This window comes from Marnyiella aurantia, from assembly GCF_014041915.1.
Taxonomy (GTDB): Bacteria; Bacteroidota; Bacteroidia; order Flavobacteriales; family Weeksellaceae; genus Marnyiella; species Marnyiella aurantia.
The window spans coordinates 1,249,267-1,268,409 of sequence record NZ_CP059472.1; the positions used below are offsets into that span (position 1 = coordinate 1,249,267).

A 19,143-nucleotide genomic window follows, 5' to 3' on the forward strand; every position below is an offset into this window, starting at 1 on the left:
TAAAATTGATTTAGTCTCTGTTCTTTACCAGTATCCATCCGGTTCGCAGGACGGGTCTCTGGGTAATAGGATCTGTCCAGGTTACTTTGTACCAATAGGTATCGGTGCTTACCTTAAAGGTGGTGTAGTTGCCTGTCCACACGGTTTTTGAGGAGCTTGCGCGGAAGACTTCCTTACCGTATCTGTCGTGGATGGAGGCACTGAAGTTCTTATATTTACTTACACCCGTGAAATCAATATGATCATTGATGCCGTCGCCATTCGGTGTTATGGCATTTCCGATGAAGAAAGTAAGATATTCCACAGTTCCAAAGCAGGTCTGGTCCTTATAACGCACCGAGATAAAATAGGTGGTATTACGGAGGATGTTCGCAAAAATATTCGACGACTGCCATGTAAGGCCATTATCGATGGAGAACTCCAGATTTGGACTTGGATCGTCAACAATAACCGTAAGCGTATTATTTTCGTATACAATTTCTTTCACCTCTACGAGCGGAGTAAAGGAGGCATTGGCGCTGAAGGTTTGCGAACAGACACCGTTATTGATCGTTACCGTATAGGTTCCCGGAGTATCCACGGTAATTGTCTGCGTTGTTGCCCCCGTGCTCCACAGATAGGTGTAGTTAGGTCCGGCGCCGGCATCCAGCACATCACTCAAGCCTTCGCAGAACTGAACGTCTTCCAGTGCTGATATGATTGCGGGAACCACGGTAATCGTAATATTCGCAACTGTTCCCTGACAGCCATTGGCACCTATTCCGGTAACTGTATAAGTAGTAGTCACCGTCGGCGATACTACCTGTGTATTACCCGCACCCGGCAATCCTGTCCAGGTATAGTCCTGCGCCCCGGAAGCTGTTAAAGTAACAGATTCACCTGCACAGATATTCATATCGTTAGCCGTAAGTGTAATTACCGGCGGAAGGTTATTCTCCACCACCGTCACCGTTTGCTGCTGGCTGCAGTTATTGCCGAAATTATTGGTTATTGTAAGTGTATAGTTACCGCCCTCGTTAACTACAGGATTCAGAGTATTGGCTCCTGAAACAATGTTTCCGCCGGCCGTGGCCGTCCAAAGGATCGTAGCTCCCGCCTGGAAAGTTGAGGCTGATGCATTAAGCGTAATCGATGGATTGGTACACGTAATCTGCGCCGGCTGCGCGATGTTGATATTAATAGGTGCATCTGTTGTCACTGTCGCAGTGGCAGTGTACTGGCATCCCGCAGGAGTGGTAACAGTTACTGTATAAGTTCCGGCCGTGTTCACTACCGTTGATTGTGCCGCAGAACCATTGGACCACAGGAACGTATGTCCGGTACCCGTCACGTTTGCTGTAAGTGTAGTATTGCCGCCCGGGCAGAAAGACAGGTTTCCGCTGATCTGTACGTTGGGATCATTATTCTGAACAATGTTTACCGAAACGGGCTGGCTGGCGCAGGCACCGTTTGCCACGGTAAGGGAATAAGTTCCCGGGGTGGTTACGGTAATGGATTGTGTTGTGGCGCCGGTAGACCAAACATTACCTGTTGTATAGTTAGAAGTTAGAGTAACCGGAGTTGTACCGCAAATTGCCGGAGCTGATTGTGTAATTACAGGTGCCGGTGTAACCGTAACCGTAAGCTGAAGCTGTACCACGACAGCACAGTTCGCATTACTCACCCGAACAAAAATTGTAGCTGTTCCTGAGTTGTAAGTAGCAGGTGTAGTAATATTGTTTGTATTGCCCGCGTTAGCATCGGCCACATTGGTATAATAGGTAAACGTTACACCTGTCTGAGTACTCATCGCCGGCTGGGCAGAAGTAAGGTCGAAGGTGAATGTATTTGTTGGTGAACAGGTGCTCAGGGCAGCATTTTGAGCTACAGGCACAGGATTCTGCGTTACTGTGACCGACTGGGTAAACTGACAGTTGCCCGGTGTAGTCACTGTAACTGTATAGGTTCCGGCTGTGTTTACAGTAGTTGCCGCGGTAGCAGCACCGTTGGACCACAGGAAAGTATTTCCGGTTCCAGTAGCAGTAGCTGTTAATGTGGTAGAACTTCCCGCACAGAAGGCCGTATTCCCGGTGATTTGTACATTTGGGTCTGCATTTCCGGTTATGGTTACGGAGGCAGGTGAACCGGTACAGCTACCGGAAGTATTGGTGAGTGTATAAGTGCCTGGTGTGGTAACCGTAATCGATTGAGTAGTTGCTCCCGTGGACCAGGTATTTCCGGTGGCAAAATTGGAAGTAAGGGTTACGCTTCCTGTACCGCAAATAACCGTGGAAGAGGCAGTAATCGTAGGTACGACCGTCTGGCTTACTGTAAGCTGAAGCGGTACTACAACGGCACAGGTTCCGCTGGTTACGCGTACATAAACAGTAGCTGTGCCGGATACAAACGTTGCGGGCGCACCGATGGTATTTGCATTTCCTGCATTAGCGTCGGCCTGATTTACATAATAAGCAAAGGTAACACCAGGCGTAGTGCTTATACTTGGCTGAGCCGACGTAAGATCAAAAGTACCTGTAGCAGCCGGTGAACAGATGCTCAGACTTGAGCCCTGAGCTATGGGAGGCGTATCAGCCTGCACGGTCACAGACTGCGTGTACTGGCAGTTTTGAGCGGTGGTTACAGTCACGGTGTACGTTCCGCCGGTGGAAACAGTGACAGTTGGTGTGGCAGCGCCGGTAGACCACAGAAAAGTATTTCCGGTTCCGCTAACTGTAGCTGTAAGGGTAGTTGATCCGCCCTGACAAAAGGCCAGATTTCCGGTGATCTGCACATTAGGATTGGTTGCCGCCGTAATTACAACCGAAGCCGGAGCACTTGTGCAAGCTCCTGAATTTTGGGTCACGGTATAAGTTCCGGGAGTAGTTACTGTTATGGATTGTGTTGTGGCTCCGGTAGACCATGTATTTCCTGTTGCATAACTTGAAGTCAGGGTAACACCCGCCGATCCGCAAAGAAAAGTAGACGATGCCGTGATGACCGGTGGTGCCGGTGTAGGATTTACCGCTAAGGTAAGTTCGGCAATATCGCTGCACTGCGCGCCGGTAACTCTCACATAAACTGTTCCTCCGGCGGAGGTGTGTGCGGCGGGATTGGCAATAGTATTTGTGTTTCCTGCAGTAGCGTCTGCAAGCGAAAGATAGTACCGGAAGGTAACGCCGGGTGTTGTGCTGATACTGGGCTGCGCCAGTGTCAGGTTGAAGATACCGTTGGCCGTGGCTGAACACACGCTTAGAGCCGCATCCAGTGCCTGTGGCAGAGGAAGATTGGTAATGGTAATCTCTGCAGAACCGGGACAGGTAGAACCGGGAACCAGGACCTGCACGGAGTACACACCCGCTTGGGTCGCAGTATAGGAACTTGCTGTTGCACCGGAAATGGGGCCCCCGTTGAGATACCACTGGTAAGTAGCTCCCGCCACAGGCACAGTTGCATTCAAAATCTGAGAGGAACCTGCGCAGATGCTCATGTTCGCCGGCAAAGGATTACCGGAGGGGTCGGTAAGCTGTACACCTATGTTAAATGAACCAGCCTGGAAAAACACACCGGTATCATATTCAGTATCGTTATAATCTGCGAGCACCATTTTAAAACGGTAGGTTTGCCCCGGAACCACGGGTGCGGTAGCAGTAAGCGGAATGGTCCGGCCGGCAAAATTGGTCTCAATATTTGCAGTGTTGTTTCCGGCATAATACTGCTGATTTATAGCAGGACAGGCGGCTGAAACATAGGGATGAATGTTGGTAACGCTCACCGGTCCGCCACCACCCGGCAGGACCGCCATATTGGTATAGGTAGGATCAGTAACTTTCTTAAGCAACAGCGCAAATCCGTCCGTGTAATTACAGGCAAATCCTCCGGAATACTCTTCGGAGGCAAAAATATAGTTAAAGGTGATTTCGCTGGTAACGGGTACAAAGTCAAACTGGATAAAAGTAGCATCCCTGAGATTACTGTTAGGTACTCCAATGGCTGCAGCCAGATCCGGATCTCCCAGGGTGTTCAATGTTCCGCTTAGGTTACCCGGAATAAAGGAATTACCCGCCTGGCTGGCCTGACCGGTCATCAGGACAAGGCCTTCATTAAATGGAAATGCGGTTGTACCTTTGTTAAAATAACCCCAGGACCGCGATGGGCTTGACGGACCAAGGTTAGGAGAAACCACCACATTGGTTACGCTGGCTGCACAGTTTGCACCGCCACTGATCAACACATTTTCTATAAGCTGCTGAACTGAAAACGAACTTTGAGGATACGCAGGAGTGTTCACATCAATAAAGGAACCCGCCAGCATACTCTTGGCCGTGGGAGAGGCCGGAATACTGCCCTGCCTGGAACTTTGGGCAAATGCAGATGTGCTTATTAACAGGACATATAGGAGAAATAACTTTTTCATAATTTAATTTTCTGAGGGATGTGCTTAAATAAGTGGCAGCAGGCCGCCTGCTGTTCAACAATATACAACAGTAACACATTGTTGAAACGCCATTAAAAAGCTACCATTATAGTGCATAAAATTAGTAATTAATTTTAAAATAATGTTTTTAAGATGCTTTAAGTTTGCCAGTAATAAAAATATTTCTATTTTTGCAATCCAAAATGAGATGTAAATTATGTTAATTATCCCAGTAAAAGACGGCGAGTCTATCGACAGAGCACTTAAGAAATACAAAAGAAAATTTGATAAAACAGGTGTTGTTAGAGCTTTAAGAAGCAGACAACAGTTTATTAAGCCTTCTGTAACACTAAGACAATCTAAACTTAAAGCTGCCTACAAGCAAAGAGAGGCCAGCAAAGAAGATCAGGCTTAATTTTTTTTACTTCAAAATACTAAATCACTTTCCAAACAGTTATATTTGGAAGGTGATTTTTTTGTTTTAACATCAGCATGATCAATAAATTCCTGGAACACATTAAGCTCGAAAAACGGTATTCACCAAATACGCTTACAAGCTACAGCAAAGATCTTTCGGATTTTCAGGAATTTTTCCTGCGTACAGAAGGAGGAGGCGAATCCTGGAAAGCAGATAAAAAAGTGATCCGGAATTTCATGGTCAGCCTTAGCGAAAGCGGAATTTCCAAACGCAGCATTAACCGGAAGCTGTCTACTTTACGTTCATTTTTCCTGTTTCTGCTTAAGATTGACGAGATCAAGATCTCCCCTACGGAAAGCATACCTTCCCTAAAATTCTATCCTGAAAAACAGATTCCCCTGTCGCAGGAAGAAATGGAAAATTTTCATAAGCTCGCACTGGAACCACCGGACGCCCTGTCCCAACTCATTATCGAAACGCTGTACCAGACCGGAATGCGGAAGGCTGAACTTTGCAATTTACTGGAGGAAGATGCCAACCTGGAAACTTGTGAGCTCCGCATAACGGGAAAAGGCAATAAGGTAAGACTGATTCCCATATCGCCGGACCTGGCCGGAAAAATGCAGAAGTACCGCGAATCCAAGAAACCACTGATTCCAAACCAGATATACTTTTTCGTAAATCACAAGGGCAAAAAACTGGGCGAAAAGTTTGTATATTCAACGGTTAATAGATACCTTGGTATGGTAACTGCTAAGAAGAAAAAGAGTCCGCACATCCTGAGGCACAGTTTTGCAACGCATATACTGGACAACGGCGCGGAAATCTCAAAGGTGAAGAAACTGCTTGGCCATTCTTCACTGGCTTCTACACAGGTGTACACGCAGGCTAATATAGAACAGCTTAAAAAAGTATTCAACAGCGCACACCCGCGAGCGACAAAGAAAGAGTGAACGCAAGTTCAGATGTATAATTTTAAAAAAGTATTATTATGAAAATTTCAGTACAGTCTATAGGACTGACCCCACACGCACCGCTTGAAGACCATATTGAAAAGAAACTGAATAAACTGGAGAACTATTATGACAAAATTATTGAGACCAATGTTTTCCTGAAAGTGGAAAATAAATCCGATAAAGAAAACAAGACCGTGGAGATTATTCTGGGCGTTCCGGGCGATGATATCGTGGTAAAGAAGACAACTTCCAGTTTTGAGGAAAGTTTAGACCAATGTGCTGAAGTAGCTAAAAAGCTGCTAATCAAGAAAAAAGAATTAGCCTCTTAAATTTTCTTAAAAGTTTTTAAACTTTTACTTGTAGGTTTCAAAAAATCTACCTTATATTTGCACTCGCAAAAAGAGATAAGCGTTCTTTTGAAATCTATTTGCCTCCATAGCTCAGTTGGCTAGAGCAGCTGATTTGTAATCAGCAGGTCGTGGGTTCGAGTCCCTCTGGAGGCTCATTATTTTTGTAAAATTGGGGAGATTCCAGAGTGGCCAAATGGATCAGACTGTAACTCTGCTGTCTTACGACTTCGCAGGTTCGAATCCTGCTCTCCCCACATTTTATAAAAAAAATATTGCACTTTTAAAATTTAACATTAAATTTGCAAACCGTTTACCAACACTATTTGTTAAACACAAATGCGGAAGTAGCTCAGTTGGTAGAGCGTCAGCCTTCCAAGCTGAATGTCGCGAGTTCGACCCTCGTCTTCCGCTCTAAAAATCACAACCAAATTACGGCTTGTGATTTTTTTTTAAGTCTTCGCCAACGTAGTCTCGTTCGGCAGACGAGACGTTTCCTTGGCAAGGAAAAAAAAATTGCCGACGTAGCTCAGGGGTAGAGCGTTTCCTTGGTAAGGAAGAGGTCGTGAGTTCAAATCTCATCGTTGGCTCTATAAAATAAATCTCTCAGAAACGGGAGATTTTTTTTTATTATCCGTTACGATGCCCGCCTATCCGCAGGAGCCTTCGCGGCATATTACACATGCGACGATTCTGTAACGGAGCAATTTTTAATTCACTCATTTTCCGGAACGGATAATTTTATTTAAATTTGCAGTCCTAGAATTTAATGTCCACTTGTGGCAAATGCCTGGATTTGAATCTTAAAACTTTTTTTTATTGCAAAAAGGTTTTGATTTTCAAAAAATCACTATATTTGCGCACTGAAATTTTAAAAAGTTAATAAATAAATATTTAAATCATGGCAAAGGAAACGTTTAATCGTAACAAACCGCACTTAAACATTGGTACCATCGGTCACGTTGACCATGGTAAGACTACTTTAACTGCAGCAATTTCTAAAGTATTATCCGATAAAGGATTTGGTGAAGCTAGAGACTTCTCTTCTATTGACTCCGCTCCGGAAGAAAAAGAAAGAGGTATTACTATCAACACTTCACACATCGAGTACGAAACTGAAAGCAGACACTACGCTCACGTAGACTGCCCAGGTCACGCGGATTATGTAAAGAACATGGTAACTGGTGCTGCCCAGATGGACGGTGCTATTTTGGTATGTGCTGCTACAGACGGACCAATGCCACAAACAAGAGAGCACATCCTACTTTGCCGTCAGGTAAACGTACCTAGAGTTGTTGTTTTCATGAACAAAGTGGATATGGTTGATGATGCTGAGCTTCTTGAACTTGTTGAACTTGAACTAAGAGACCTTCTTTCTTCTTACGACTATGACGGAGATAACTCTCCAGTAGTACAGGGTTCTGCTCTTGGTGCACTTAACGGTGAGCCAAAATGGGTTGCAACTGTAGAAGAACTGATGGCTGCTGTTGATACTTGGATTGAACTTCCTGTAAGAGATCAGGATAAGCCATTCCTTATGCCAATTGAAGACGTATTCTCCATTACTGGTAGAGGTACTGTAGCAACCGGTAGAATTGAATCAGGTATCATTAACACTGGTGACGGTGTAGATATCGTAGGTATGGGTGATGAGAAACTGACTTCTACTGTAACAGGTGTTGAGATGTTCCGTAAGATCCTGGACAGAGGTGAAGCTGGTGATAACGTAGGTATCCTTCTTAGAGGTATTGAAAAAACCGATATCAAAAGAGGTATGGTAATCGCTAAAGCAGGTTCTGTTAAGCCACACAAAAAATTCAAAGCAGAGGTTTATATCCTTTCTAAAGAAGAAGGTGGACGTCACACTCCATTCCACAACAAATACCGTCCACAGTTCTACGTAAGAACTACAGACGTTACAGGTGAGATCTTCCTGCCAGAAGGAGTAGAAATGGTAATGCCAGGTGATAACATCACTATTACTGTAGAATTGCTTCAGCCAATCGCTCTTAACGTAGGTCTTAGATTTGCGATCAGAGAAGGTGGTAGAACAGTTGGTGCAGGACAGGTAACTGAAATCCTGGATTAATAATCCACTAAATCATAAAGTTCCGCAAGGAAACTTGCGGAACTTTTTAATCTACGGGCATCGTCCAATGGTAGGATACCGGTCTCCAAAACCGTTGATCAGGGTTCGAATCCTTGTGCCCGTGCTAAATTTTAGAAATGAGCGTAGCCAATTTTATAAAAGGTTCTTATCACGAGTTTAAAGATAAAGTGGAATGGCCAAAATGGCCGGAGCTTCAGTCTTCTACAATTGTTATTACTGTTGCTACCATAATACTTGCAATTTTTGTATTTGGTGTGGATGAGCTTTTTTCTAAAGCCATCAAAAATATCATCGACTTGCTTTCAGGTCTATTCATCTAAAAAAATAATTTCCCCGGGAAATGAGTGATTTGAAATGGTACGTGCTGAAGTCTATCAGCGGTCAGGAAAATAAGGTTAAAAACTATATTGAGAACGAAATGAAGCATCATGGCTTCGAACAGTACGTTACTCAGGTAGTTATTCCTATGGAAAAAGTTATCGTGATGAGAAACGGTAAGAAAGTTCCTAAAGAAAGACCTTACTATCCGGGCTATCTGATGGTGGAAGCCAACTTAATCGGTGAGATTCCGCACATCATTAAGAATATCCCAGGCGTGATTTCATTCCTGAGTCTTACAAAAGGTGGTGATCCTGTACCCATGAGGAAATCTGAAGTGAACAGGATGCTGGGCCGTATGGACGAACTTTCTGAATTCGCTACCGAGCTGGAAATTCCATATGTAGTGGGCGAGAATATCAAGATTATCGAAGGACCGTTCAACGGATTTAACGGTACAGTTGAAAAAATTCTGGAGGATAAAAAGAAACTCGAAGTTTCCGTACTTATCTTCGGCCGTAAAACTCCAATGGAACTTAGTTTCCTTCAGGTGGAGAAGGTGTAAGACACTGTTTTTAAAAAGATATTAAACCGTTCATACAGAACGGTTTTTTTTTATATTTGACAAAAATAAATAATTGATGAAAAAAATCTATTTTCTCTGCTTTATGATCACCGCACAGCTTGTGATTGCACAGATTAAATTTGAAAACGCCTACCTTATAGACCAGTCTGGTAACAGAAAAGATGTACTGATTCGTAACGGTGACTGGCTCGAGAATCCTTCTAATATTCAGCTTAAGGATTCGGAAGCATCCAAAGAATACAGCCTGGGTCTGAATGAGGTTCAGGAGTTCGGTTTTGAGGATGGTACCGTATTCCGCAAATTCACCCTGGATATCAGCAACTACGCAATAGACCTGGGTAAAATTGATAATAATCCCGACTTCAGCCCACAGAAACAAACCGTTTTTCTAAGACAGTTGTCAACAGGTAAACTTAACCTTTACTCCTACTATAAAGGCACACCAAAATATTTCTATGCTGCTCCCGGTGAACAGCCTACACAGTTACTGTACCGCAGGTATTACAATGATAAGAATGATCTTCAAACGGTAAATACATACAGACAGCAACTTGCCAGATTACTGAACTGCCCGGGAACCAATTACAACGCCGCGCAATACAGCACAACTTCACTGCAGCAACTGTTTGACACCTATAACAATGACTGCAACCGGGTGAAATCTTCAGGGGTGGGAAAATCTAAATTTGCAGTCAACATCGTTGCAGAGGCTCATATGTTGCAAACCTCATTTAACAGCCCGATATACTATCTGGATAATATTAAAATGGAGTCTAAACTGGTTCCAAAATTTGGAATTGAACTGGAATATTTCCTACCCTTTAACAAACAGTCCTTCTCCGTAACCGCAGCCCCAAAATACTTTCAGTATGAAAACGAATATGTGAGGGTATACGATGTTTCGCCACACACGCAAACCATCCAGCTTTCCACTTCTACACTGGAGATTCCTGTAGGTTTCCGCTATTATAATTACTTTACTGATTCCAGCTCACTTTTTGTAACACTGGCTTATCAGATTAAAACAGACTTCGAAGGAACTATAAGCGTAAATTCTCAGGAACGTGAGTTGAAATCCGGATCCGCAACATCATTTTTATTTGGTGTAGGTTACCGCTATAAAAGACTGATGGGTGAATTGGTGTACGCACCCTACCGTTCCAGCTCTACAAGCTACTTTACCGACATAAAAACAACGGATGTAGGACTTTCGCTAAAATACAACGTATTCTAGGGAAATCTTTCAGCGGAATGCAAGGTCGGCTGGAATATCCACGCTTACGTTGTACAGAATTTAAAGGATAAGAAATTCTTTCTTAAAATCAACGGTTTACGCTTGTGGTATTAAAATTAATTCTTAATTTTGCAGTCCGAAATGCAAAGTAGTTTTGTGAGACAGCTGCTTTGCAGATTTATAAATGCTTCCACATTCATAAATTACTAATTTATTTAAAAAGAAAAAATGGCTAAAAAAGTCTTTAAAATGGTAAAGCTTCAGGTGAAGGGTGGCGCAGCTAACCCGTCTCCACCAGTAGGTCCAGCATTGGGTTCTGCAGGTGTGAACATCATGGAGTTTTGTAAGCAGTTCAACGGTAGAACTCAGGATAAGCCGGGACAGGTTTTGCCTGTAGTAATTACAGTATTCGAAGATAAATCTTTTGAATTCGTAATTAAAACTCCACCAGCAGCAATCCAGCTAATGGACGCAGCAAAGGTAAAATCAGGATCCGGAGAACCTAACCGTAACAAAGTTGGTTCCGTAACCTGGGCTCAGGTACAGAAAATCGCTGAAGATAAAATGGCAGATCTTAACTGTTTCACAATGGATTCTGCACTTACAATGGTAGCAGGAACTGCAAGGTCTATGGGCTTAAGAGTAACAGGACAGAAACCAACAAACGCTTAATACGTACTGAAAATGGCAAAATTGACTAAAAAACAAAAGGAAGCGTTTAGCAAAGTTGAAAAGAATAAAATCTACAACCTGGAAGAAGCATCTGCTTTGGTAAAGGAAGTAAATACTGCAAAATTCGATGCATCTGTTGATATCGCTGTTCGTTTAGGAGTAGACCCAAGAAAAGCAAACCAAATGGTAAGAGGTGTAGTATCCCTTCCACACGGTACCGGTAAGGATGTTAAAGTTCTTGCTCTTGTAACTCCGGACAAAGAAGCTGAAGCGAAAGAAGCTGGTGCAGATTATGTAGGTCTTGACGAATATTTACAGAAAATTAAGGAAGGCTGGACTGACGTAGACGTTATTGTAACTATGCCGTCTGTTATGGGTAAACTGGGACCATTGGGTAGAGTTTTAGGACCAAGAGGTCTTATGCCAAACCCTAAGTCCGGTACTGTAACAATGGACGTTGCCAAAGCGGTAGCAGAGGTTAAAGCCGGTAAAATTGATTTCAAGGTGGACAAGTATGGTATCATCCATGCAGCCATCGGAAAAGTATCTTTTGAACCTGCAAAGATTAAGGAAAATGCGGTTGAGCTTCTTCAGACGCTTATGAAACTTAAGCCTACAGCAGCAAAAGGTGTTTATGTGAAAAGCATTTATATGTCTTCCACAATGAGCCCCGGGATCGCAATTGATACTAAATCTGTAAACTAAATTCTGAAATACAATGACTAAAGAAGATAAAGTATTAGTAATACAAGAAATAAAAGACCTTCTGCAGGACGCGAAAGTGGTTTATGTAGCAGATCTTGAAGGCTTGAATGCTGCAAAGTCGTCAGATTTTAGAAGACAGGCATTTAAGAACAACATCAGCGTAAAAGTGGTGAAAAATACACTTCTACAAAAAGCGATGGAATCAATGGAAGTGGATTTCTCTGAAATGTTCCCTACATTCAAAGGAAACTCCGCTCTTATGGTAGCCGAAACAGCTAATGCACCTGCAAAGCTGATCAAGGATTTCAGAAAAAAAGAAGCAACTCCTGCTCTTAAGTCTGCTTACGTACAGGAAACTGTTTATGTAGGTGATGAAAACCTGGAAAACCTGGCGAACATCAAATCCAAAGAAGAAATGCTTGGAGAAATCATCGGATTGCTTCAGTCACCAATTCAAAGACTTGTTTCTGCATTACAGAACAAAGCTGAAGGTGCTGATGCTGCTGCTGAAGAAACTCCTGCTGACGAAGCTCCTGCTGCTGAAGCAGCTGCTGCTCCGGAAGCTGCAGAAGGAACTGAGGCTCCTGCTGCTGAATAATACACACTCAAAACAACATAATCGTTCAACATTTAAAACATTATTACAATGTCAGATTTAAAAAACTTAGCGGAAACGCTTGTAAACCTTACTGTTAAAGACGTAAATGAATTAGCTACTATCCTTAAGGATGAGTACGGAATTGAGCCAGCTGCTGCTGCTGTAGTTATGTCTGCAGGTGGTGGCGGTGAAGCTGCTGAAGAGAAAACAGAATTCGACGTAATTCTTAAAGCTGCCGGTGCTTCCAAACTTGCTGTAGTTAAATTGGTAAAAGATCTTACAGGTGCTGGTCTTAAAGAAGCTAAGGATATGGTAGATGGTGCTCCAACTGCAATCAAATCCGGAATCTCTAAAGACGAAGCTGAAGCTCTTAAGAAGCAACTTGAAGAAGCTGGTGCTGAAGTAGAACTTAAGTAAGTTTACACCTTACAATAAACAGGAAAGCGTCTTTTTTAAGACGCTTTCTCTATTTATATACAATACGGTTCTGATCAACTACTCCCCTACAACTGTTTTAACAGTTACAAATTCCCTCAGAGCCAGCAGGGAAAGCTCCACACCATATCCCGATGATTTGGCACCTCCAAACGGCAGCCGTGGGTCCGAACTGGTTTCCCGGTTCACACTTACCGTGCCGGACTCCAGGTTTTCAATAAAGAACTTCTGCCTTTTTCGGTCAGCAGTCCACACAGAATTGGCAAGTCCAAATGGAATATCATTGGCAAGCTGTAACGCGTCCTTATCATTTTTAGCAATCATTACCATCCCCAAAGGTCCAAAAAGTTCCTCCTTTAAAACAGGGTTTCCCGGCTTTACCTTAATCAGTCCAGGCATGAAAGCCGTATCGGAAATCCGCTCCAGTGGCAGAATAATCTCTGCACCGCTCTCCAAAGCGGTATTGTACTGCTTCTCCAGCTCGTCTGCGAGGTCCGGTCTGGCCATACCTGCTATATCGGTCTCTGGATCCATGGGATCAGCAGGTACATACTTCCGGTATTCGTTAATGAAGAGCGGCATAAAATTTTTCTCAATCTTTTTTTGGATGATGAAACGCTTACCTGCATTGCAAGCCTGACCACAGTTTGCCAGTCTGGCTTTAGCTCCACCTTCAGCAGCAGCTTCCAAATCGGCATCATCCAGAACAATAAAAGCATCCGAACCGCCAAGTTCAAGAAGCGATTTTTTGATGTTTCTACCTGCCGTGGCTGCTACTTCAGCACCTGCACCTTCACTGCCTGTAAGACTTACAGCTTTCACTCTCGCGTCTTCCAGAATTTCCTTAACTACCTCATGGCCCACTTCAAGATTCTGAAAAACAGCATTTGGGAAACCCGCCTCTAAGAACAGCTTTTCAATAGCGTTTCCACTGCCGAAACAAATAGACGCATGTTTCACCACTACGGTATTCCCCGCCAGGATGGTAGGAACTGCAAACCTGAGCACCTGCCAGAATGGAAAATTCCATGGCATCACGCCCAGGATGACACCTTTCGGAGCATAATGGATTTCCGAAATCCGGAATTCAGTTTCCACCTTTTCAGGCTTCAGCACATTTTCTGCATTTGCGTAATAGCGCGTCATCAAAGCACATTTCTCTATCTCAGCAACCGATTGGGAAATGGGTTTACCCATCTCCTTTGTGATAATTTCTGCCAGCTTTGAAGAGTTTTTTTCGAGAAGCCTGGCCAGTTTCTTAAACAGCTTTTTCCGGTCGCCAAAGGATACGGTTTTCCATTCGTGAAAAGCCTTGTCGGCTGCATCCAGTTTGTTCTGTATTTCTTTTGTCATTTTTATTAGGTTTAGTAGCCCAACTGTTCTACAGTGTTCACCTTATTCTTCAAAACTGATGCCTTAGATCATCAGCCATTCATTCAGGAGCGAAGCTGCCAGTCTGGCTGTTCTCTGGTCAGGATCCAGGCCGGGGTTGACTTCGGCAACATCCATCGCAACAAGTTTTTCACTTTGAAGTATATGTCTGTAGAAATGCATGAAAGCAGGGTCTGTAAAAATTCCGTTATAAGCCAACGCTGAAACTGCAGGTGCAATTGCCGCATTAAATACGTCCATGCAGATTGTCAGATACAGGACGTCCACGCTTTCCGCCAGTTCATCGATCCTCTCATAGATACCGGGCAGGTTTTCAAAGAAAATTTCATCGGCTGTTATATATTTCATCCCGTATTTGTGAGCGGTATCAAACAGCTTCAACGTATTGGAATTTCGCTGTATCCCGATATGAAGTGAATGGATTGTGCCTTCCTGCGCAATCTGCCAGAAACCGGTACCTGAACTTGCACCAATGCCTTCCTCCGGCTCGCGGTTATCAAAATGAGCATCGATGTTAATGATTCCAATCTTTTTCCCGTGGAAAGCTTTCTTAATTCCTGAATAATGTGCGTAGGTCACCTCGTGACCACCACCCAATACCAATGATCTACCTCCTCTTACCAGACCAGCCGCTGTTCTTTCCGCAAGTTCTGCCTGAACGGTCTCCAATGCAGAACTGTCTGAAACATCACCGAAATCCTTTAACGTAAATTCAGGTTTAACAACGGGGAAATTGGCCATATTCTTTCGGATTATCTCCGGCGCAGCAGCTGCACCCACCCGACCCTTATTGCGCCGAACCCCCTCCTCCACTGCAAATCCGTGTAAAACGAAGTCCTTCGGTGAAATATCACTATAATTCTCATGGTGCGATACTCTTTGCCAGATTCGGTGCTGCAAAGGACTGTCACCATCAAAACGTCCCTGCCAGATACTGTTGTTGGCTCTATTCATTGCTTACATTTCTTCCGTTGATAAATACGCTTTCTGCCCGCAGACTGCCCTGCCGGTAAAGTACGTTATGGAAATTATCTGTTTTGAAAGTTACAAAGTCCGCCTTTTTTCCTTCTTCCAGCCTTCCGCGGTCTTCCAGCCCCAATGCAAAAGCCGACCGGAAAGTCAAACCGGCCAAAACTTCGGCGGTGGACAGTTTTTGGAATGTAGCCAGCACCGAAGCCTGGGTTATAAGGTTCCCCATTGGTGCTGAACCCGGATTCCAGTCGGAGGCAATGGCCAGTATACCGTTTGCGTCAAGGATCTTTCTGGCGGGAGTGAACTTCTCGCCAAGGCCAAGACTGGCGCCGGGCAATGCAACCGCTACCGTTTCGGAATCAGCCAAAAATGCAATATCTTCATCAGCGGTAGCTTCCAGATGATCTGCTGACTTTGCGCCAACTTCAACAGCAATCCTTGAGCTTCCCGGCGTGAACTGATCGGCATGAACGGTGATTTCAAAGCCCAACTCGTTGGCTTTCCGAAGGAAACGACGGCTTTCCTCTGGTTGAAATGCAGATTTTTCAATAAAAATATCCACACGTTTGGCCAGACCTTCTTCCTTAACACGGGGTAAAATGCTGTTGACAATAAAGTCCAGGTATTCAGCATTGCTGCCCTCAAAATCACGCGGTTTCAAATGGGCTGCAAGGCAGGTTGGAATAAGCGTAGCTTCTGTCATGGCCTGCACTTTTTTAATGACGCGCAGCATTTTAAGTTCATTTTCAACATCCAGCCCATAACCCGACTTAATCTCAATGGTAGTAATACCCAGAGAAATGAGGAAATTAACTCTTTCCAGGGTGGTCTGAATAAGTTCATCATCGGAAGCGGCACGTGTATGCTGTACAGAACTCCAGATACCACCACCGCTTTCTGCAATTTCAAGGTAAGTCTTACCTCCGTTACGCATGGCGAAATCATTGGCGCGGTTTCCGCCAAAGCAAATATGCGTATGGCAGTCGGTGAAGGCGGGCAGACAGATCTGAGCGCCCTTTACAGCCTCTGTATCAATATCCGGATACTGTCTGTACAGACTTTCGTAAGAAGCTACTTCTTCTACATATCCATTTTTAACTAAAATCCCACCGTTCTCAATTATCTGAAGCTGCTCATCAGCCAATTTACCGCGCAGGGGTAGATTGGCCAATGTAACAATCTGTTTAAAAGGTCCTATAAGTTTCATATCCGTAAATTTAAGACTAATACATAAGCCGGCAAAGATTTATGGTTAAACCTGCTTTCATGGTGAGTTTCATAATCAGTGAATCCACCAAAATTATTACCTTTGAAAATATACAAAACTAAGGTATGCCCGATTTTTTGCATCCTGATAAGGATAATTTTTCAGATGATGAACTGCTGCAGGAGGAGAAAATCCGGCCCCAGAGCTTTCAGGACTTTGCGGGGCAACGAAAGACGCTGGATAACCTTGAAGTCTTTGTAGCTGCTGCTAAAAACCGGGGTGGTGCACTGGATCATGTGCTTCTGCACGGACCTCCGGGACTTGGAAAAACCACTTTAGCAAATATCATTGCCAACGAACTCGGAGTTGGATGTAAGATCACTTCCGGACCGGTTCTGGATAAGCCGGGCAGCCTCGCGGGCCTTTTAACCAATCTTGAAGAAAATGATGTACTCTTCATTGACGAGATTCACCGGCTTTCGCCTATCGTGGAGGAATATCTTTACTCAGCGATGGAAGATTACAAAATCGATATTATGCTGGAGTCCGGCCCGAATGCCAGAAGTGTACAGATTGGTCTTAATCCCTTTACGCTGGTAGGTGCAACTACCCGTAGCGGTATGCTTACCAAACCGATGCTTGCCAGATTTGGAATACAGTCCAGGCTGGAATATTATACCATTGAATTGCTGGGAATGATTATTGAGAGGAGCGCCCGCGTACTTGGAGTCAAGATTTATGAAGATGCAGCTTTGGAAATAGCACGACGCAGCCGCGGGACACCCAGAATTGCAAATGCACTGCTCAGAAGGGTTCGCGACTTCGCCGAGATAAAAGGAAACGGAGAAATTGAGATTGGTATTACCAAGTTTGCGCTGAACTCCCTTAATGTAGATGAATTTGGCCTGGACGATATGGATAACAAGATCATGCGCGTAATGATCGAGAACTTTCGCGGAAAACCGGTAGGAATTTCGGCGCTGGCCACATCAATAGGTGAAAATCCGGAAACGCTGGAAGAAGTGTACGAGCCGTTCCTCATTCAGGAAGGATTTATGATACGTACACCACGCGGACGGGAAGTAACGGAGAAAGCTTACAGACATTTGAATATATCAGTACCTAAAAGACCGGACCAGTTGTTTTAGCTTATATTCTAAGTATCTGCGAAAGAAAACCTACTTAGAATCCTTATCAATACTCCAAAAAATGTACATCCCAAAGATATATAAGAGCGAAGACCGCGAACTGATGAAGCAAATCATAAGCGAAAACGGCTTTGCGATGCTCATTTCTGCTAAGGAAAAACTTTGGGCCACACATTCCATGTTTGTCATGAACGAAAATATGGAAGATTTTTATCTTGAAACGCATGTATCAAGGGGGAACCATCAGGCAAAAGTACTAAAGGACGGAGATGAAGTCCTATGTGACTTTTTAGGCGCGAATGCGTATATCTCCTCATCATGGTATGACCACATTAATGTGTCTACCTGGAACTATGAAGCGGTTCAGGTGCGCGGGACGGTCAGACTCATGACTGATGATGAACTTTACCTTCATCTGCACAAACTTACCTACAAATACGAGAAACAACAAAGATGTCCGATGTTTGCTGAGGAGATTGGCGAAGAAAATATTAGAAATGAAATGAAAGGTGCTTTCGGAATGAATATATTCCCAACCGAAATTCATATTGCATCAAAACTTTCACAAAACAGAAAAGAGACTGATTTTAAGAATATCATTAAAGAACTGCAGGAGTCTCCAGAGGAAAATTCAAGAAAAGTTGCGGAGAAAATGAAAAATACTAAGTCTGTTTAATCGCAAAGGCATCAGTGTTACCCGAAACGCTAGATCCTATGCGGCTGTGCGTTAAGAACAAATTATTTATTTTAGAAATTACAAAACAGAAAAAATGAAATTATATCCAATTCAGTGCGGAAAATTTAAACTGGACGGAGGCGCCATGTTTGGCGTGGTCCCAAAATCGTTATGGGAAAGAACCAACCCTGTCGACGAGAGAAATCTTATTGAATTAGGTACCCGTTCTCTTCTGGTTGAAGACGGTAAGAAACTGATCCTGATAGACTGTGGACTTGGAAATAAGCAGGACGAAAAGTTTTTTGGCCATTACTCGCTTTGGGGCGATGATTCACTTGATAAAAATCTAAAGAAATATGGATTTGTACGGGAAGATATTACAGATGTATTCCTCACTCACCTCCATTTCGACCACTGTGGTGGTGCAATTGAGTGGAATGACGACCGCACAGGCTACCGGCCAGCTTTCAAAAACGCGGAATACTGGACTAATGAGGAACACTGGAAATGGGCAACGGAACCAAACCCCCGTGAAAAGGCCAGCTTTCTGAAGGAAAACATCATGCCTATGCAGGAAAGCGGACAGCTGCGCTTTCTGCCTACGCCCACCAGCGGAAATTACGGTTTCGCCCCGGACCTGAAAATGGATGTCATTTTCGTGGACGGACACACCGAGAAGCAGATGTTACCCGTAATACAGTACCAGGAGAAAACCATTGTTTTTGCAGCGGACTTAATCCCGACCGTAGGGCACATTCCGCAGGTTTACGTTATGGGATACGATACGCGCCCGCTGTTGACCATGGAGGAAAAGGCCAAATTTCTGCAGAAATGTATAGACAATGAGTATCTTTTATATTTTGAACATGATGCACAACACGAACTTGCCAGCCTCAAAATGACAGAAAAAGGGATCCGTCTTGACGAAACATTTACAATGAACGATGTTTTCGGATATTAAGACCGGCAGGCCACA

The 19,143-nt window shown here is 43.9% G+C and carries 18 protein-coding genes and 5 tRNA genes; 19 read left to right on the plus strand and 4 right to left on the minus strand.

Features of this window, described 5'->3' with window-relative positions:
- Positions 1 to 10 precede the first annotated feature (10 nt).
- Positions 11 to 4,393, minus strand: a complete 4,383-nt coding sequence (locus tag H1R16_RS05710; RefSeq protein ID WP_181887969.1) for a choice-of-anchor L domain-containing protein — start codon at positions 4,391 to 4,393, stop codon at positions 11 to 13.
- A gap of 217 nt (positions 4,394 to 4,610) precedes the next feature.
- Between H1R16_RS05710 and rpsU the strand changes: the two genes are divergently transcribed.
- From rpsU to rplL, 16 genes are all read left to right on the plus strand, one after another.
- A complete protein-coding gene (gene rpsU, locus H1R16_RS05715; RefSeq protein ID WP_158064888.1) occupies positions 4,611 to 4,808 on the plus strand; it encodes a 30S ribosomal protein S21 in 198 nt (65 codons plus the stop codon).
- 77 nt (positions 4,809 to 4,885) lie between these two features.
- The gene (locus H1R16_RS05720; protein ID WP_181887970.1) at positions 4,886 to 5,764 is read left to right on the plus strand and encodes a tyrosine-type recombinase/integrase; all 879 of its coding nucleotides are present in this window, start codon (positions 4,886 to 4,888) and stop codon (positions 5,762 to 5,764) included.
- Positions 5,765 to 5,802: 38 nt separating this feature from the next.
- Positions 5,803 to 6,096, plus strand: a complete 294-nt coding sequence (gene hpf / locus H1R16_RS05725; protein ID WP_181887971.1) for a ribosome hibernation-promoting factor, HPF/YfiA family — start codon at positions 5,803 to 5,805, stop codon at positions 6,094 to 6,096.
- A gap of 100 nt (positions 6,097 to 6,196) precedes the next feature.
- Positions 6,197 to 6,270 (plus strand) — tRNA-Thr (locus tag H1R16_RS05730).
- A gap of 18 nt (positions 6,271 to 6,288) precedes the next feature.
- Positions 6,289 to 6,371: transfer RNA gene (locus H1R16_RS05735), tRNA-Tyr, on the plus strand.
- Between the two features lie 84 nt (positions 6,372 to 6,455).
- Positions 6,456 to 6,528 (plus strand) — tRNA-Gly (locus H1R16_RS05740).
- 104 nt (positions 6,529 to 6,632) lie between these two features.
- A tRNA-Thr gene (locus H1R16_RS05745) sits at positions 6,633 to 6,704 on the plus strand.
- A 311-nt stretch (positions 6,705 to 7,015) separates the two neighbouring features.
- Complete coding sequence (gene tuf, locus H1R16_RS05750; protein WP_181887972.1) at positions 7,016 to 8,203, plus strand: elongation factor Tu; 1,188 nt, start codon at positions 7,016 to 7,018, stop codon at positions 8,201 to 8,203.
- Positions 8,204 to 8,256: 53 nt separating this feature from the next.
- Positions 8,257 to 8,327: transfer RNA gene (locus tag H1R16_RS05755), tRNA-Trp, on the plus strand.
- Between the two features lie 13 nt (positions 8,328 to 8,340).
- Entirely contained in the window at positions 8,341 to 8,544 is a 204-nt protein-coding gene (secE, locus tag H1R16_RS05760; RefSeq protein WP_181887973.1) for a preprotein translocase subunit SecE, read from the plus strand.
- Between the two features lie 20 nt (positions 8,545 to 8,564).
- Positions 8,565 to 9,107, plus strand: coding sequence for a transcription termination/antitermination protein NusG (gene nusG, locus H1R16_RS05765; protein WP_158064893.1), 543 nt, complete (start codon positions 8,565 to 8,567; stop codon positions 9,105 to 9,107).
- Between the two features lie 76 nt (positions 9,108 to 9,183).
- The gene (locus H1R16_RS05770; RefSeq protein ID WP_181887974.1) at positions 9,184 to 10,362 is read left to right on the plus strand and encodes a hypothetical protein; all 1,179 of its coding nucleotides are present in this window, start codon (positions 9,184 to 9,186) and stop codon (positions 10,360 to 10,362) included.
- Between the two features lie 228 nt (positions 10,363 to 10,590).
- Positions 10,591 to 11,034, plus strand: a complete 444-nt coding sequence (rplK, locus tag H1R16_RS05775; RefSeq protein ID WP_181887975.1) for a 50S ribosomal protein L11 — start codon at positions 10,591 to 10,593, stop codon at positions 11,032 to 11,034.
- Positions 11,035 to 11,046: 12 nt separating this feature from the next.
- Positions 11,047 to 11,739 (plus strand): 50S ribosomal protein L1, encoded by a 693-nt coding sequence (gene rplA / locus H1R16_RS05780; RefSeq protein WP_181887976.1) that lies wholly within the window; start codon positions 11,047 to 11,049, stop codon positions 11,737 to 11,739.
- A 13-nt stretch (positions 11,740 to 11,752) separates the two neighbouring features.
- Entirely contained in the window at positions 11,753 to 12,337 is a 585-nt protein-coding gene (gene rplJ, locus H1R16_RS05785; RefSeq protein ID WP_181887977.1) for a 50S ribosomal protein L10, read from the plus strand.
- 48 nt (positions 12,338 to 12,385) lie between these two features.
- A complete protein-coding gene (gene rplL / locus H1R16_RS05790; RefSeq protein WP_181887978.1) occupies positions 12,386 to 12,754 on the plus strand; it encodes a 50S ribosomal protein L7/L12 in 369 nt (122 codons plus the stop codon).
- A gap of 78 nt (positions 12,755 to 12,832) precedes the next feature.
- Here rplL and H1R16_RS05795 read toward each other — a convergent pair whose 3' ends face one another.
- The 3 genes from H1R16_RS05795 to hutI form a co-directional block, all read right to left on the minus strand.
- Positions 12,833 to 14,125 (minus strand): aldehyde dehydrogenase family protein, encoded by a 1,293-nt coding sequence (locus tag H1R16_RS05795; RefSeq protein WP_181887979.1) that lies wholly within the window; start codon positions 14,123 to 14,125, stop codon positions 12,833 to 12,835.
- 63 nt (positions 14,126 to 14,188) lie between these two features.
- Positions 14,189 to 15,118 (minus strand): formimidoylglutamase, encoded by a 930-nt coding sequence (gene hutG / locus H1R16_RS05800; RefSeq protein ID WP_181887980.1) that lies wholly within the window; start codon positions 15,116 to 15,118, stop codon positions 14,189 to 14,191.
- Complete coding sequence (gene hutI / locus H1R16_RS05805) at positions 15,111 to 16,343, minus strand: imidazolonepropionase (RefSeq protein ID WP_181887981.1); 1,233 nt, start codon at positions 16,341 to 16,343, stop codon at positions 15,111 to 15,113. Before hutI ends, hutG begins: the two co-directional genes overlap by 8 nt.
- A gap of 125 nt (positions 16,344 to 16,468) precedes the next feature.
- Here hutI and ruvB point away from each other — a divergent pair, with 125 nt between their 5' ends.
- The 3 genes from ruvB (at position 16,469) to H1R16_RS05820 (ending at position 19,128) form a co-directional block, all read left to right on the plus strand.
- Complete coding sequence (gene ruvB / locus H1R16_RS05810; RefSeq protein WP_181887982.1) at positions 16,469 to 17,491, plus strand: Holliday junction branch migration DNA helicase RuvB; 1,023 nt, start codon at positions 16,469 to 16,471, stop codon at positions 17,489 to 17,491.
- Positions 17,492 to 17,552: 61 nt separating this feature from the next.
- Positions 17,553 to 18,167, plus strand: coding sequence for an FMN-binding negative transcriptional regulator (locus H1R16_RS05815; RefSeq protein WP_181887983.1), 615 nt, complete (start codon positions 17,553 to 17,555; stop codon positions 18,165 to 18,167).
- Between the two features lie 94 nt (positions 18,168 to 18,261).
- Positions 18,262 to 19,128 carry an MBL fold metallo-hydrolase gene (locus H1R16_RS05820; protein ID WP_181887984.1) on the plus strand — a complete coding sequence of 289 codons (867 nt, stop codon included), beginning with the start codon at positions 18,262 to 18,264 and terminating at the stop codon, positions 19,126 to 19,128.
- Positions 19,129 to 19,143: the final 15 nt, after the last annotated feature.